This is a genomic window from Cupriavidus sp. GW823-FHT07A04, from assembly GCF_058794615.1.
On record NZ_JBXAHA010000016.1, the window covers coordinates 79,668 to 94,475 of the forward strand.

The following is a 14,808-nucleotide window of genomic DNA, read 5'->3' on the forward strand; positions in this document are numbered from 1 at the left end:
TACGGAGCGCCATGCATGTGATCGTCATCGGCGCCGGTGTCATCGGCGTGTGCTCCGCGTGGTACCTGCGCGAGGCTGGCTTCGACGTAACCGTGGTCGAGCGGCGCGCCGCGCCGGCGCAAGAGTCGAGCTTCGGCAACGCTGGCGTGATCGCACCGGGCTATGTCACACCCTGGGCGGCGCCCGGCATGCCGGGCAAGGTGCTGCGCAACCTCTTCGCCAGCACCTCGCCCGTGCTGTTCCGGCCCAGCGCCGATCCGGCCATGTGGCGCTGGATCGCGCGCTGGCTGGGCGAATGCACGCTGGAGCGCTACCGTCTCAACAAGCTGCGCATGCAGCGCCTGGCCTTCTACAGCCGCGAATGCCTGCATGCGCTGCGCGGCCAGCTCCAGATCGACTACGAGCAATCTCAAGGCTACCTGCAGCTGTTCCGTACCCAGCGCGACCGGGATCTCGCCGAGCCGGCGCTGGCCCTGCTGCGCGAGCACAAGGTGCCGCACCGGCTGGTCGACGCCGACGGCTGCCGGCGCATCGAGCCTGGCCTGACCACCGACACGCCGCTGGCCGGCGGGCTGCATCTTCCCGAGGACGAATCCGGCAATTGCCCGATGTTCGTGCGCCGGCTGCGCGTGCTGGCCGAGGCCGCGGGCGTGCGCTTTGTCATGGACAGTGACGCCAGCGCGCTGCGGCCGTTGCCGGGCGGCAAGCTCTCGCTTGACCTGCGCAGCACCGGTGCCGGCGATGCCCGCGGCGCGCGCGAAACGCTCACCGCCGATCGCGTGCTGGTCAGTGCAGGCATAGCCAGCGCCGCGCTGTTGCGCCCGCTGGGCCTGCGCATCCCCCTCTACCCCGTCAAAGGCTATTCCGCCACCGTGCAGGTCAGCGACGAGCTGCAGGCGCCGCTGGGCGCGCTGATGGACGAGTCGTACAAGGTCGCCATCACCCGCATGGGCAACCGACTGCGCATTGCCGGCACCGCCGAGCTCGGCTCGCGCAAGCTCGACTTGCGCCCCGCGGCCATCAACACCTTGCTCAAGGTGGCGCGCGACTGGTTCCCGGTTGCAGGCCACTATGGCACGGCCACGCTGTGGGCCGGCGCCCGCCCGATGCTGCCCGATGGCCCGCCGCTGATCGGCGCCACGGCCGTGCCCGGGCTCTACCTCAACCTGGGCCACGGCTCCACCGGCTGGGCGATGGCATGCGGCTCCGGGCGCATTGCCGCCGACCTGATCGCAGGCAATCGCCCCGGCATCGACCTGGATGGCCTGACCCCCGACCGCTACGGCTTAGGCCCACGCTGACCATGCAAAGCTCTGCCCCGACTTCTCCCACGCTGGCCGCTGCGCTGCCCGACGATGCCTGGCTGCCCCTGGACGCGGCAAGCGCCAGCGTGATCCCGCTGTACGACGTGGCGACCATCCGCCACATTGAAGCGGCCGCCATGGCCAGCCTGCCCGCCTTCGCGCTGATGTCCCGGGCCGGCGCTGCCGCGGCGGCCTGGCTGGCGCACCATGCGCCAGCGGGCCCGCTGCTGCTGCTGGCCGGCCCGGGCAACAACGGCGGCGACGCGCTGGTGGCCGCCACCCGCCTGCACCAGGCCGGGCGGCAGGTGCAGGTGTGGCTGACGGCCGAGCCCGATCGCCTGCCCGCCGACGCCGGGCGTGCCTGGCTGGAGGCGCGCGCGGCCGGCGTGATACTGCACGCCATGCCGGAGTCCACCTGCCATGGCACCCTGCCGCCGTTTCCCCCGGACACCTGCGCGCTGGTCGACGGCTTGTTCGGCATTGGCCTGAACCGCGCCGCCGATGGCTTCACGGCGCAGTGGATCGCGCACCTTGCCGAATCCCGGCTGCCAGTGTTCTCGCTCGACATCCCGAGCGGGCTGTTCGCCGATACCGGCGCCGGCACGCCGGCGGTACGCGCGCGCCGCACCCTCACCTTCATCGGTGCCAAGCCGGGCCTGCTCACGCTCGACGGGCGCGATTGCGCGGGCGAGGTCGATATCGCCCCGCTCGGCCTGCGCTACCCGCCGGCCCAGTCTGCCTGCGCCACGGTCAACGTGCCGGCGTCGTTTGCATCGGCGCTGCCCACGCGGCGCCATGCCACCAACAAGGGCACGTTCGGCTCGCTCGCCGTGATCGGCGGCGGCATCGGCATGACCGGCGCACCGCTGCTTGGCGCGCGTGCCGCGCAGCACCTTGGCGCCGGGCGCGTGCACATCGCTTTCCTGGCGCAGCCCGCGCCGCTGATCGACCTTGTGCACCCGGAGCTGATGCTGCACCCGATCGCGGAGATCGAGCTGACCTACATGTCCGCGCTGGTGATCGGCCCGGGCATGGGCACGGGCACGGCGGCGCGCAAGCAGCTGGCGCAGTTGCTGCAAGCCAGCGTGGCCGCCACCGAGCCGCCCGCGCTGGTGCTGGATGCCGATGCGCTGAACCTGCTGGCCGCGGACCCCGCGCTTGCCGCCATGCTTGGCGGCGGCCCGCCGGTGCGCGTGATGACGCCGCACCCGCTCGAAGCCGCGCGCCTGTCCGGCATCAGCGTGGCCGAGATCCAGCGCGACCGCCTGGCGGCGGCGCGCTCGCTGGCGGCCCAATGGCAGGCCGTGGTCGTGCTCAAGGGCTCGGGCACGGTGATCGCGTCGCCACCGGATGCGCTTGGCAGCATGTCGCTATCGATCAACCCGACCGGCAATGCCGGCCTGGCCACCGCCGGCACCGGCGACGTGCTCGCCGGCATGATTGGCGCCCTGCTGGCCCAAGGCATGCCAGCGCTGCAGGCCGCGCAGGCCGCGGTCTGGCTGCACGGGCGCGCCGCCGACCACCTGGTGGCGCAGGGCACCGGCCCCGCCGGCCTGACCGCGAGCGAGCTCTACCTGCCGGTGCGCGACCTGTTCAATGCCCTGCTGCGGGCGCAGCAGGCATGAGCAAGGCGACGGATGGCGGCGCCCGCCTGCGGGCCGCCAGCGGCTCGCAGGCCCGGCGCCAGCTGCTGACCGGCGTGGCCCTGCTGGTGCTCGGCCAATGGATCCTCAGCCTGCTGGATGCCAGCAGCAAGACGCTGACCCAGCAGGGCCTGCCGGTGGTGGGCGTGGCGTGGGTACGCTACGTGGGCCATGTGGCCGCCATCTTCCTGCTGCTCGGGCCGGTGCGTTTCCGCCAGCAATGGCGCCCCGTGAAACCGGGCCTGCAATGGCAGCGCGGGGGGATGATGCTGGTCTCCACGCTGGTGTTCTTCAGCGTGCTCAAGCTGATGCCGCTGGCCGAGGCCACGGCGCTGAATTTCTGCGCGCCGCTGTTCGTGGTGGCGTTGTCGCCCTGGCTGCTCGGCGAGCGCCCGAGCGCGCATGCGCGCGTCAGCCGCTGGAGCGGCGTGGCGATCGGCTTCATTGGCATGCTGATCGTGGTGCGCCCCGGCGGCGAGCTGAGCGGGGCCGGCATTACGCTGGGCTTGTTGTCGGCGCTGGTGTTCGCGTTGATGCAGATGCTGACGCGGCGCATCGCCGCGCATGACGCGCCCATGACCACCTTGATCCAGAGCGGCGTGACCGGCGCCGCCCTGACCACCCTGCTGGTGCCTTTCTTCTGGTTCGAAGCGGCACCCACGCCGCTGCAAGCCGTGCTCCTGCTGAGCACCGGCATCACCGGCTCGATTGGCCACTATTTTGTGATTCGCGCGTTCCAGTACGCGGATGCGTCATTCCTCAGTCCCTTCCTCTACCTGCAGATCCTGTCGGCGACGACCATCGGCTACCTGGCGTTCGGCCAGTTGCCGGACTGGATCACCGCGCTCGGCGTGGCGGTGATCTGCGTGGGCGGGGTGTGCGTGGCGGGGGGCGAGTCAGCGCTGCGGGCGGTTGCGCGCCGGCTCGGGCGCCCCGGCTGACGGGAGAACGGCGCCAGCGCGCGAAGGAATGCGCCCGGCGATCGATCCCCTCGGAAGCACTAATGCCGTCTTTTGCCGCCAAAACGCCGAGTCGTGCCAGATGGGCGCGTTATACTTGAGAGGCTCCTGACCGTTGCGCAAGGCCAGCCGGGCTGGCTGCCGGGGAGCAATGATATCTAGCCGAAAAACCAAGCTTGAAACGGTACTTCCGCGCTGTCCTTCAAAGATTTCCGCACGCATGCCCACAGACCTCCACGCCTGGCACTCACTTCTGCAACACCACGACGCCATTCGCGAAACGCCGATGCGCGAGTGGTTTGCCGCCGGCTCCGCGGAACAACGCGTCGAGCAGTTCTCGCTGGAAGCCGCAGGCCTGTATCTCGATTACTCCAAGAACCGCATCACGCCGCAGACCATGGCATTGCTGATGCAACTGGCGGATGAAGCCGGCGTGCCGAAACGCCGCGATGCCATGTTTGCCGGCGACCACATCAACGCCACCGAGGACCGCGCGGTCCTGCACATCGCGCTGCGCGCCGGCGCCGGCGCAGCGTTCAAGGTTGACGGCAAGCCCGTCATGCCCGCCATCCACGCCGTACTGGACCGCATGCGCGTGTTCTCGCAGCGCGTGCGCAGCGGCGACTGGACCGGCTTCACCGGCAAGCGCATCACCGACGTCATCAACATCGGCATCGGCGGCTCGGACCTGGGTCCGCGCATGGTGTGCCGCGCGCTCTCGCACCTGGCCGGCAACGGCCCGCGCATGCATTTCGTCTCGAACGTGGACGGCACCGAACTGGCCGAATGCCTGGACCGTCTCGACCCCGAGCAAACCCTGGTGATCGTCTGCTCCAAGACCTTCACCACGCTCGAGACCATGGCCAACGCCTGCAGCGCGCGCCAGTGGTTCCTCGACCAAGGCGTGGCCCAGGAGCAGCTGGCCAGCCATTTTGCCGCGGTGTCGACCAATGTGGAGGCAGTGCGCGCCTTCGGCATCGACCCGGCGCACATGTTCGAATTCTGGGACTGGATCGGCGGGCGTTTCTCGCTGTGGTCCTCGGTCGGCCTGTCGATTGCGCTGGCGGTGGGCTTCGATGCATTCGAAGACCTGCTGATCGGTGGCCGCGCCATGGATGCGCATTTCAGCAGCGCGCCGCTGGCGCAGAACATGCCCGTGGTGCTGGGCATGCTCGGCATCTGGTACCGCAACTTCTTCGGCATGCCGACCAGCTGCATGGCACCGTACTCCACCTCGCTCGAATTGTTCCCTGCCTTCCTGCAGCAGCTGGAGATGGAGAGCAACGGCAAATCGGTGCAGCTTGACGGCCGCCACGTGCGCGCCCATACCGCGCCGGTGGTCTGGGGCTCCGCTGGCACCAACGGCCAGCACGCCTATTTCCAGTTGATCCACCAGGGCTCGCAGATCGTGCCGGTGGATTTCGTGGCGCCGCTGCGGCCGCCGCGCCTGCTGCCCGGCCATCACGCCAAGCTGCTGGCCAACTGCTTTGCCCAGGCCGAGGCGCTGATGCTCGGGCGCACGGCCGAGGAACTGCGCGCCACGGGCCTCACCGACGAGATCCGTATCGCCCACATGGTATTCGAGGGCAACCGGCCGAGCAACACGCTGCTGATGGAAGACATCACGCCGCATACCCTCGGCGCGCTGATCGCGCTCTACGAACACCGCACCTTCGTGCAAGGCGTGGTCTGGAACATCAACTCGTTCGACCAGTGGGGCGTGGAACTCGGCAAGATCCTGGCCAAGCCGATCGAGGGCGAGCTTAACCATGCGGCAAGTGCCGCCGCCGGGCAGCACGACGCATCGACCGGCAGCCTGATTGCGCGCGCGCGCGCGGCGCTCGGCAACGCCTGACGCAGCGTTTTATCAAACCGGCGCGGTCATCCACTCGTCGCTGGCAACCCGGCCGGCTTCGATGGTCAGGATGCGCCCGCAGCGGGCCGCCACGGAGCGATCGTGCGTGACCAGCACCAGGGTGGAACCGGCATCGCGGTTCAGCTCGAACATCAGCGCAATGACGGCCTCCCCGGTGGCCGTATCCAGGCTCCCGGTAGGCTCGTCGGCAAAGAGAATGTCGGGACGGGCCACAAACGCCCGCGCCAGCGCCACGCGCTGCTGCTCGCCGCCGGAGAGCGTGCGCGGATAGTGGGAAAGGCGCCCGCTCAGCCCCACGCGGGCCAGCATGTCGGCGGCGCGCTCGCTCACGCCAGCGGTCTCTCCGCGCAACTCCAGCGGCAGCATGACGTTTTCCAGGGCGCTCAGGTGCCCGACCAGCTGGAACGACTGGAACACAAAGCCCACATGGCGTCCGCGCTGCGCTGCCCGCTGGTCTTCGTCAAGCTGGAACAGGTCCTGCCCGTTGAGCTTGACGGTGCCTGTCGTGGGCAGGTCCAGGCCCGCCAGCAAGCCCAGCAGGGTGGATTTGCCCGAGCCGGATGCGCCCACAATGGCCAGCGTTTCGCCGGGCGTGACGGAAAACGACACGTCGTGCAAAATCGTCAGCGAACCTGTCGTGTCGGCTACGGTCTTTCCTAATGACTCGACTGCAAGAATGGATGAAGACATGAGCAAGAAGTTCTGGTGCGGTTGGCGAAAGCTGGCGCTGGCGGTGTGCGTGACCACGCTGCTGCCCGCGATGGTGCCGGCCACGGCGTCGATGGCGCGTGCGGCAACGCCCGCCATCCTGGTGCTGGGCGACAGCCTGTCCGCTGAGTATGGCCTGGCCCGCGATACAGGCTGGGTCAAGCTGATGGAGGCGCGTCTGCGGGCGGAACGTTTCGATTATAACGTCGTGAATGCCAGCATCAGCGGCGAGACCACGGTAGGCGGCAAGACGCGCTTGCCCGACCTGCTGGCAAGGCACCATCCGGCCGTGGTCATCGTGGAGCTTGGCGCCAACGATGCCTTGCGCGGCCTGCCGTTGCAGACCACCGAGGCCAACCTGCGCAGCATCGTCACCAGCGCACAGCAGGCCAAGGCCAGCGTGCTGCTGGTGGGCATGCGCATCCCGCCCAACTACGGGCCGGACTACACCGAACGGTTCTTCTCGCTTTACCCCAAGCTGGCCAGCGAGTACAAGGTCCGGCTCGTGCCCTTCCTGCTGGAGCAAGTCATCGCCAAGCCAGAGTGGTTCCAGGCAGACCGCCTCCATCCCACGGCGCAGGCGCAGGGCACGCTGCTCGATACCGTCTGGCCGCAGCTCAAGCCCTTGCTGAAGGCGCCGGCGGCCGAGACAGCTACCCGCTAGTTGTCCGCGGCTTTGCCATAAAGAGAAAGGCGCCCGAAGGCGCCTTTCTCTTTATGGCTGCGAGCGGCAGTATTACTGCGCGCCAGCGCCGCTGGCCGGACCCGCTTCCGTCGTGGTGGCGGGCTTGAGCAGCTTCACCTTGGCCCGGTCCTTCAGGCCTTCGTAGAAGGCTTCCAGCTGGCTCTGGCCCAGCATCTGGCCCAGTTGCTGGGCCTCGCCCTGGCGCTGCGCGGCATCCGCCTGCGCAGGCTGGCTGACCTTGCCAATGCGATAGATCGCGTAGCCGTCGGCGCCCAGGTCCACACCGACATACGCGGGCAGCTTGGCGGTATCGGCACGCATCACGGCTTCCACCGCCTTCGGTGCCAGGCCGTCGGCCTTGGCACGCGAGACCGTTACCGGCGCGCCGAAGCCGTCGGCGCCGCCGCTCTTCTTCAGTGCTTCGAGACGTTCCGCGCCCGCCTTGGCCGCAAGCTCGGCTGCCTGCTGCGCGATATAGCCTTCGCGCACCTTGGCCTGCACGTCTTCGAACTTGCGCACCGTGGCCGGGCGGTAGTCGACGATGCGCGCCGCCACCAGCGTGGTGGGGCCAACCTGCACGGCCTCGGTGTTGCGCTTGTTCTTGACGGACTCATCGCTGAACAGCGCCTTGAGCAGCTTCTCGTTATTGAGCGGGTTTTGCGCGCCCAGGGCCGGGTTCGGCTGGCGGGTCACGTTGTCGGCACTCTGGATCGTGAGCTTGAACTTGTCGGCGGCCGGCTTGAGGCTGTCGGACTGCTCATAGACCGTATTGCCAAACGTGTCAGCCAGTTCGGTGTACTTCTTGGCGGCGAGTTGCTTGCGCAACTCCGCTTCCAGCTCGGTACGGACCTGGTCAAGCGGCTTGGTCTCGGCCGGCTTGATGCCAGTGAGCTTGATGATGTGATAGCCATAGTCGGTCTCGACCACGTCGCTGATCTGGCCATCCTTGAGCGCGTACATCGCGTCTTCGAACGGCTTGACCAGCGCGCCACGGCCCATGAAGCCGAGGTCGCCGCCCTTCTCCGCCGAGCCCGGGTCCTGCGACTGCTTGCGGGCCACGTCGGCAAATGTCTCGGGATGCTTGCGCAGGTCCTCGAGCAGCTTGGTGGCTTTTTCCTTGGCCGCCTGGCGCTCTGCGGCCGGGGCTTCCTTGGGCGAGCCGATCAGGATGTGGCTGGCGCGGCGCTGCTCGTCGGTGCGAAAGCGCGCGATGTTGCTGTCGTAGTAGGACTTGAGCTCTTCGGGCGTGACCGGCGTCGACGCGGCCAGCGCGTCGGCCGACAGCACCAGGTATTCGACCTTGGCTTGCTCGGGCACCGAGAACGCTGCCTTGTGGCTTTCGTAGTAGGCCTTCAGCGCGGCGTCATCCGGATTGACCTTGGCGGTGAAATCGGCCGCCTTGATTTGCAGTGCCTGCACGTCGCGCTGCTGGTCGCGAATGGCAATCAGGCGGTCCAGCAAGGACTTCGGCACGAAGGCGGTAGCGCCAACCGAGCTACTGAGCTGCTGGGTGGCCAGGTCAAAACGCATGCGGGCGTCGAACTGCTCGGGCGTCATGCCTTGCTGGGCCAGCAGGCCGACATAGGCCTTGTCGTCGATCGTGCCGTCTTTCTTCTTCGGCAACTGAGCGATGGCGGGAATGCTGCTGATCGTCTCGAGCAGGCGTTCGTTGGAAACGGTCAGGTGCTTCTTGGCCACCTCATCCGCCACCACGCGCTGCAGGATCAGCTGGTCGAGCACCTGCTGGCGTGCCTGCGCGCCTTCGAACTGGCGCGGGTCGTAGTTCGTGCCAAGCATCTGGCGCATGCGCTCGCTCTGGTCACGTACCACGTTATCCACTTCTTGCGCGGTGATAGCGCGGCCGTCGACCTTGGCGAGGTCGTGCGAGCTGTCCATGAAACGCGAGTAGCTCTCCACGCCGAAGAACACAAACGACGGGAAGACAAGCACCAGCAGCAGCAAAAGCATCAAGCGCCGGTTGTTGCGTACGAAATCAAGCATGCTGACTCAGGAAAAGGGTTGGTACCGAACGGCAAACCCCGGGATTCTATCAGGAGCGGCAAGCTTCACGCGATTTGCAGCCCTGCGGCGCAATTGGCGAGCCATATCTGCCTTGCCGGGCGGGTGCTGCGGGACACTGCAAGCCGGAGCCGGTTTGATCAAGAACGGAGCGCGGAACTGGGAATGCGACGTGGTGCGCAAAAAGCAAAACGGGCCACTAAGGGCCCGTTTTGCTGACTGCTTGTTTGGCGGAGTGGACGGGACTCGAACCCGCGACCCCCGGCGTGACAGGCCGGTATTCTAACCAACTGAACTACCACTCCTGAATCGGTGTTGCAGGATGCATCTGTGTGTCGGGCTTGTCTTGCGGCAGGAGCGATGGTGGGTGCTGAGGGGCTCGAACCCCCGACCTACGCCTTGTAAGGGCGCCGCTCTACCAACTGAGCTAAGCACCCGCTCTTACCGCAGCCGCACTGCATGCTGCAAGCATCGCCGCGCACATATCAGAGTAATTACTGCTGTTTGCGTTGCGAGGGCGCAAGTGTAATACAGCCTTTAGCGTTTTGCCAAGTATTCTTCGCGGGCATTTTTACAGGCCGGAAAATGCACCTGCACGTTGTGCAAGGTGGCACGGATCGAAGGCGGAACAGGAGGAGCCAGAATAGAAAAACGCCGCGGGGACACCCGCGGCGTTTTTCATGCGCTGCCAGCAAGCTACGGCAGCATCAGCGAGACATCATCAGTGATGAATCATCTCGACCTTGGCAGCGCCCTTGTCCGCCACATCGGCAGGCTTGGCCACTTCTTCAGGCAGAGGCTCGGGCTTGCGCTCGAGCGCGAGTTCCAGGACCTTGTCGATCCAGCGCACCGGGACGATCTCGATGGCGTTCTTGACGTTGTCCGGAATCTCCGCGAGATCCTTCACGTTCTCTTCGGGGATCAGCACCAGCTTGATACCGCCGCGATGCGCCGCGAGCAGTTTCTCCTTGAGGCCACCGATCGGCAGGACTTCGCCGCGCAGCGTGATCTCACCGGTCATGGCCACGTCCGCGCGCACCGGAATGCCCGTGAGCACCGACACCAGCGCCGTGGTCATCGCACCGCCTGCCGAAGGGCCATCCTTGGGGGTGGCGCCTTCAGGCACGTGGATGTGGATGTCGCGCTTCTCGAACATCTCGTCCGTAATGCCCAGACGACGTGCCCGCGAGCGCACCACCGAACGTGCCGCCTCGACCGACTCCTTCATCACGTCGCCCAGCGAACCGGTGCGGGTGATGTTGCCCTTGCCCGGCATGATCGCGGCTTCGATGGTCAGCAGATCGCCGCCCACTTCCGTCCACGCCAGACCGGTCACCTGGCCTACCTGGTTTTCCTTGCCGGCCAGGCCGAAGTCGTACTTGCGCACGCCAAGGAACTTGTCCAGGTTCTCGGACGCGACCTTGACCGTGCCCGTTTCCTTCTTGAGCAGCAGCAACTTCACCACCTTGCGGGCGATCTTCGACACTTCACGCTCGAGCGAACGCACACCCGCTTCCCGCGTGTAGTAGCGAATGATGTCGCGCAGGGCGTCTTCGTTCACTTCCATCTCGCCGGGCTTCAGACCATTGTTCTTGATCTGCTTGGGCAGCAGGTAGCGCTGGGCGATGTTGACCTTTTCTTCCTCGGTGTAACCCGACAGGCGGATCACTTCCATCCGGTCCAGCAACGGAGGCGGAATGTTGAGCGAATTGGAGGTCGCCACGAACATCACATCGGACAGGTCGAAATCGACCTCGATGTAATGGTCCTGGAACGTGTGGTTCTGTTCCGGGTCCAGCACTTCGAGCAATGCAGACGACGGGTCGCCGCGGAAATCCATGCCCATCTTGTCGATTTCATCGAGCAGGAAGAGCGGATTGCGCACGCCGACCTTGGCCAGGCTTTGCAGGATCTTGCCGGGCATCGAACCGATGTACGTGCGACGGTGGCCACGGATCTCGGCCTCGTCGCGCACGCCGCCCAGTGCCATGCGTACGAACTTGCGGTTCGTGGCACGCGCAACAGACTGCCCGAGCGAGGTCTTGCCCACGCCAGGGGGCCCAACCAGGCACAGGATCGGTGCCTTTACCTTGTCCACGCGCTGTTGCACTGCAAGATACTCAAGGATGCGTTCCTTGACCTTCTCGAGACCGTAGTGGTCTTCATCCAGCACGCGCTCTGCATTGGCGAGGTCGTTGTTGACCTTGCTCTTCTTGCGCCACGGCAGGTTGACCAGCGTGTCGATGTAGTTGCGCACGACCGTGGCTTCCGCCGACATCGGCGACATCAGCTTGAGCTTCTTGAATTCGGCGTCGGCCTTTTTCTTGGCTTCCTTCGGCATGCGCGCAGCCTTGATGCGCTTGTCGAGTTCTTCCAGGTCAGCGCCTTCTTCGCCCTCGCCCAGTTCCTTCTGGATGGCCTTGACCTGCTCGTTGAGGTAGTACTCGCGCTGGCTCTTCTCCATCTGGCGCTTGACGCGGCCACGGATGCGCTTTTCCACCTGCAGGATGTCGATCTCGCCTTCGAGCTGCGACAGCAGGCTCTCCAGGCGCTCGGTGACATTCACCATCTCCAGGATCTTCTGCTTCTGCTCGAGCTTGATCGGCAGATGCGCGGCGATGGTGTCGGCCAGGCGACCCGGCTCGTCGATACCCGACAGCGACGTCAGGATCTCGGGCGGGATCTTCTTGTTCAGCTTTACGTACTGGTCGAACTGCGACACGATGGCGCGGCGCAGCGCCTCCGTCTCGGCGGTCTCGACCGGACCCGGCGGCACGGGCACGGCTTCGCACATGAAGTGCGATTCGTCTTCGCTCACTTCGCGGATATTCGCGCGCTGCGTGCCTTCCACCAGCACCTTGACGGTGCCGTCGGGCAGCTTGAGCATTTGCAGGATGTTGGCGATGCAGCCCACCTCATAGAGGTCGTCAGCGGTCGGCTCATCCTTGGCCGCCGTTTTCTGGGCCACAAGCATGATGCTTTTGCCCGCCTCCATCGCAGTTTCCAGCGCCTTGATGGACTTCGGACGTCCCACGAACAGTGGGATCACCATGTGCGGAAACACCACCACGTCGCGCAGCGGCAACAGTGGCAAGCGGATCGGCTCAGCCGGGAGGAGTTGTGTTCCGGACATCATTTTCCCCAGTCAGTCATTTAGGCGTAAATTGGGTCTCATGAATCGATTGCAAGACATCCTTTGCACGCGATTCGATGCTAGTTGCAAAATGCTGCTCCCCGCACTTGCAAGACCCGTCCAAACAGCATACCCCCGTTTCCTCCCCTTCGTTTTACGAAAATGAAGAAAAAAAGCCGCTCGCTTTTCGCGAACGGCCTCTCAGGACTCGCTGCCGGCCTGGCATCGTCATAAGCGCCGGCGTTCGCGTCAGTTCGAACCAGCCACCTTAGGCTGTTCCTCGTACATCAGCAACGGCGGAGCGTCCCCGGTGATGGTGTTCTCATCGATCACCACCTTTTGCACGCCCTTGTAGTTAGGCAGGTCGTACATCACATCCATCAGCGATTGTTCGAGAATCGAACGCAGGCCACGTGCACCGGTCTTGCGGCGGATTGCCTTGCGCGCAATCGCGGAGAGCGCGGCCGGGCGGATTTCCAGCTCAACGCCTTCCATCGCCAGCAGCTTCTGGTACTGCTTGATCAGCGCGTTCTTCGGCTCGACCAGGATCTGCATCAGCGCGGCTTCGTCCAGCTTGGCCAGCGTAGCCACCACCGGGAGGCGGCCGATCAGTTCCGGGATCAACCCGAACTTGATCAGGTCTTCCGGCTCGACCTGCGGCAGCACTTCGCTGGCCTCGCGCTCTTCCTTGCTTTGCACCTGCGCGGCAAAACCGATACCGGTCTTGTCCGAACGCTGCATGATGACCTTTTCGAGGCCGTCGAACGCACCGCCGCAGATGAACAGGATGTTGGTGGTATCCACCTGCAGGAAGTCCTGGTTCGGGTGCTTGCGGCCGCCTTGCGGGGGCACCGAAGCCATGGTGCCTTCGACCAGCTTCAGCAGGGCCTGCTGCACGCCTTCACCGGAGACATCGCGGGTGATGGACGGGTTGTCGGATTTGCGCGAGATCTTGTCGATCTCATCAATGTAGACAATGCCGCGCTGTGCCTTTTCCACCTCGTAGTTGCAGTTCTGCAGCAACTTCTGGATGATGTTTTCCACGTCCTCGCCGACATAGCCGGCTTCGGTCAACGTGGTGGCATCAGCGATCACGAACGGCACATTGAGCAGGCGCGCCAGCGTTTGCGCCAGCAGCGTCTTGCCCGAACCGGTGGGACCGATCAGCAGGATGTTGCTCTTGGACAACTCGACGTCGTCCTTCTTGCCGAGGTGCTTCAGGCGCTTGTAGTGGTTGTACACCGCTACGGCCAGGATCTTCTTGGCCTGCTCCTGCCCGATCACGTATTGATCCAGGCTTTCGCGGATCTCGTGCGGGGTGGGGAGATCGGATTTGGCCGTGGCCCCCGCGTCCTTGTCGGATGCAGCAGCCTCGTCGCGGATGATCTCGTTGCACAGGTCGATGCATTCGTCGCAAATGAACACCGACGGGCCCGCGATGAGCTTCTTTACCTCGTGCTGGCTCTTGCCGCAGAACGAGCAGTAAAGGAGCTTCTCGCTGGATGAACCTTTTTTATCCGCCATAGGAATCAGTCACATTAGCAGTGTGCGTGCCGCAGTGCCGGAGCGCTGCGGGGATACGCTTCAAACGCATCATACGCCAAAAAAAATGGCGCGGCGGGTAGACCCCCAAGCTGTGGGGCAAAAGCAAAAAACGAGGCACAAGGCCTCGTTTCTGTATAGCCTTCTTCGTTGCGGCCGGGCGGCGATACCCTGAGGATCGCCACCCGACCCCGGCCCGGCCCGCCTTGCGGCAGCCGGGCCGGTCTGTCAGGCACGGCGGGCGAGCACCTTGTCGATCAGGCCGTAGTCCACTGCCTGCTCGCCGCTCATGAAATTGTCGCGATCGGTGTCACGGGCAATCTTGTCGACCGGCTGGCCGGTGACTTCCGACAGGATCGTGTTGAGCCGCTCGCGCAGGTACAGGATCTCGCGGGCCTGGATCTCGATGTCCGAGGCCTGGCCGCGCGCGCCGCCCAGCGGCTGGTGGATCATGATGCGCGAGTTGGGCAGCGCCGAACGCTTGCCCTTGGCGCCAGCCGACAGCAGGAAGGCACCCATGCTGGCTGCCATGCCCATGCACAGCGTGGCCACGTCCGGCTTGACGAACTGCATGGTGTCGTAGATGGCGAGGCCAGCCGACACCGAGCCACCCGGCGAGTTGATGTAGAGCGAAATATCCTTGTCGGGATTTTCGCTTTCCAGGAACAGCAACTGGGCGACCACCAGGTTAGCGGTCTGGTCGTTGACTTCGCCGACCATGAAAATCAGACGCTCCTTCAACAGGCGCGAATAGATGTCATAGGCGCGCTCGCCCCGACCGGACTGCTCAACCACCATCGGCACCAGCCCCAGTCCCTGCGTTTCCAGGGCGGAGGCCTGCGTGGTGGCCAGACGGTCAAGCAAATCATTGCGGGTCATGCAAGTTCTCCTGGAGTTCGGTAAGAGACAAGGCTGCGGCCAACGCGCCACGCGCGCCGG

Annotated in this window: 10 protein-coding genes and 2 tRNA genes; 5 read left to right on the top strand and 7 right to left on the bottom strand. The window is 65.4% G+C overall.

Features of this window, described 5'->3' with window-relative positions:
- The first annotated feature begins 11 nt into the window (after nucleotides 1-11).
- The 4 genes from AC1Q7Q_RS26205 (at nucleotide 12) to pgi (ending at nucleotide 5,761) form a co-directional block, all read left to right on the top strand.
- Nucleotides 12-1,301, top strand: a complete 1,290-nt coding sequence (locus AC1Q7Q_RS26205) for a D-amino acid dehydrogenase (protein ID WP_492370651.1) — start codon at nucleotides 12-14, stop codon at nucleotides 1,299-1,301.
- 2 nt (nucleotides 1,302-1,303) lie between these two features.
- Nucleotides 1,304-2,929, top strand: coding sequence for an NAD(P)H-hydrate dehydratase (locus tag AC1Q7Q_RS26210; protein WP_492370652.1), 1,626 nt, complete (start codon nucleotides 1,304-1,306; stop codon nucleotides 2,927-2,929).
- On the top strand, nucleotides 2,926-3,888 hold the full coding sequence (locus AC1Q7Q_RS26215) for a DMT family transporter (RefSeq protein ID WP_492370653.1): 963 nt from the start codon (nucleotides 2,926-2,928) through the stop codon (nucleotides 3,886-3,888). The genes AC1Q7Q_RS26210 and AC1Q7Q_RS26215 overlap by 4 nt, the downstream gene beginning before the upstream one ends.
- Nucleotides 3,889-4,126: 238 nt before the next feature.
- Nucleotides 4,127-5,761 (top strand): glucose-6-phosphate isomerase, encoded by a 1,635-nt coding sequence (gene pgi / locus AC1Q7Q_RS26220; protein WP_492370654.1) that lies wholly within the window; start codon nucleotides 4,127-4,129, stop codon nucleotides 5,759-5,761.
- A gap of 12 nt (nucleotides 5,762-5,773) precedes the next feature.
- On the opposite strand, the gene AC1Q7Q_RS26225 is transcribed toward pgi, so the two are convergent.
- Nucleotides 5,774-6,472 carry an ABC transporter ATP-binding protein gene (locus tag AC1Q7Q_RS26225; RefSeq protein WP_492370655.1) on the bottom strand — a complete coding sequence of 233 codons (699 nt, stop codon included), beginning with the start codon at nucleotides 6,470-6,472 and terminating at the stop codon, nucleotides 5,774-5,776.
- Between AC1Q7Q_RS26225 and AC1Q7Q_RS26230 the strand changes: the two genes are divergently transcribed.
- Entirely contained in the window at nucleotides 6,471-7,154 is a 684-nt protein-coding gene (locus tag AC1Q7Q_RS26230) for an arylesterase (RefSeq protein ID WP_492370656.1), read from the top strand. The genes AC1Q7Q_RS26225 and AC1Q7Q_RS26230 overlap by 2 nt on opposite strands.
- A 72-nt stretch (nucleotides 7,155-7,226) precedes the next feature.
- Here the strand turns inward: AC1Q7Q_RS26230 and AC1Q7Q_RS26235 are convergent, their stop codons facing one another.
- The 6 genes from AC1Q7Q_RS26235 to clpP all read right to left on the bottom strand — a co-directional run bounded on the left by AC1Q7Q_RS26235 (nucleotide 7,227) and on the right by clpP (nucleotide 14,748).
- Entirely contained in the window at nucleotides 7,227-9,176 is a 1,950-nt protein-coding gene (locus tag AC1Q7Q_RS26235) for a SurA N-terminal domain-containing protein (protein ID WP_492370657.1), read from the bottom strand.
- Nucleotides 9,177-9,422: 246 nt separating this feature from the next.
- Nucleotides 9,423-9,499: transfer RNA gene (locus tag AC1Q7Q_RS26240), tRNA-Asp, on the bottom strand.
- A 56-nt stretch (nucleotides 9,500-9,555) separates the two neighbouring features.
- A tRNA-Val gene (locus tag AC1Q7Q_RS26245) sits at nucleotides 9,556-9,631 on the bottom strand.
- A gap of 284 nt (nucleotides 9,632-9,915) precedes the next feature.
- Nucleotides 9,916-12,327, bottom strand: coding sequence for an endopeptidase La (gene lon / locus AC1Q7Q_RS26250; protein ID WP_043351692.1), 2,412 nt, complete (start codon nucleotides 12,325-12,327; stop codon nucleotides 9,916-9,918).
- A gap of 249 nt (nucleotides 12,328-12,576) precedes the next feature.
- Nucleotides 12,577-13,851: an ATP-dependent Clp protease ATP-binding subunit ClpX gene (clpX, locus tag AC1Q7Q_RS26255; protein ID WP_043345921.1), complete on the bottom strand. Its 1,275-nt coding sequence runs from the start codon at nucleotides 13,849-13,851 to the stop codon at nucleotides 12,577-12,579.
- Between the two features lie 246 nt (nucleotides 13,852-14,097).
- Nucleotides 14,098-14,748 carry an ATP-dependent Clp endopeptidase proteolytic subunit ClpP gene (clpP, locus tag AC1Q7Q_RS26260; RefSeq protein ID WP_043345919.1) on the bottom strand — a complete coding sequence of 217 codons (651 nt, stop codon included), beginning with the start codon at nucleotides 14,746-14,748 and terminating at the stop codon, nucleotides 14,098-14,100.
- Nucleotides 14,749-14,808: the final 60 nt, after the last annotated feature.

What these genes read in the sequence shown, in the direction of transcription:
- AC1Q7Q_RS26225 (WP_492370655.1), bottom strand. Translation starts at nt 6,472, where the DNA reads ATGTCTTCATCCATTCTTGCAGTCGAGTCATTAGGAAAGACCGTAGCC.
- AC1Q7Q_RS26205 (WP_492370651.1), top strand. Translation starts at nt 12, where the DNA reads ATGCATGTGATCGTCATCGGCGCCGGTGTCATCGGCGTGTGCTCCGCG.
- lon (WP_043351692.1), bottom strand. Translation starts at nt 12,327, where the DNA reads ATGTCCGGAACACAACTCCTCCCGGCTGAGCCGATCCGCTTGCCACTG.
- clpX (WP_043345921.1), bottom strand. Translation starts at nt 13,851, where the DNA reads ATGGCGGATAAAAAAGGTTCATCCAGCGAGAAGCTCCTTTACTGCTCG.
- clpP (WP_043345919.1), bottom strand. Translation starts at nt 14,748, where the DNA reads ATGACCCGCAATGATTTGCTTGACCGTCTGGCCACCACGCAGGCCTCC.
- pgi (WP_492370654.1), top strand. Translation starts at nt 4,127, where the DNA reads ATGCCCACAGACCTCCACGCCTGGCACTCACTTCTGCAACACCACGAC.
- AC1Q7Q_RS26215 (WP_492370653.1), top strand. Translation starts at nt 2,926, where the DNA reads ATGAGCAAGGCGACGGATGGCGGCGCCCGCCTGCGGGCCGCCAGCGGC.
- AC1Q7Q_RS26210 (WP_492370652.1), top strand. Translation starts at nt 1,304, where the DNA reads ATGCAAAGCTCTGCCCCGACTTCTCCCACGCTGGCCGCTGCGCTGCCC.
- AC1Q7Q_RS26230 (WP_492370656.1), top strand. Translation starts at nt 6,471, where the DNA reads ATGAGCAAGAAGTTCTGGTGCGGTTGGCGAAAGCTGGCGCTGGCGGTG.
- AC1Q7Q_RS26235 (WP_492370657.1), bottom strand. Translation starts at nt 9,176, where the DNA reads ATGCTTGATTTCGTACGCAACAACCGGCGCTTGATGCTTTTGCTGCTG.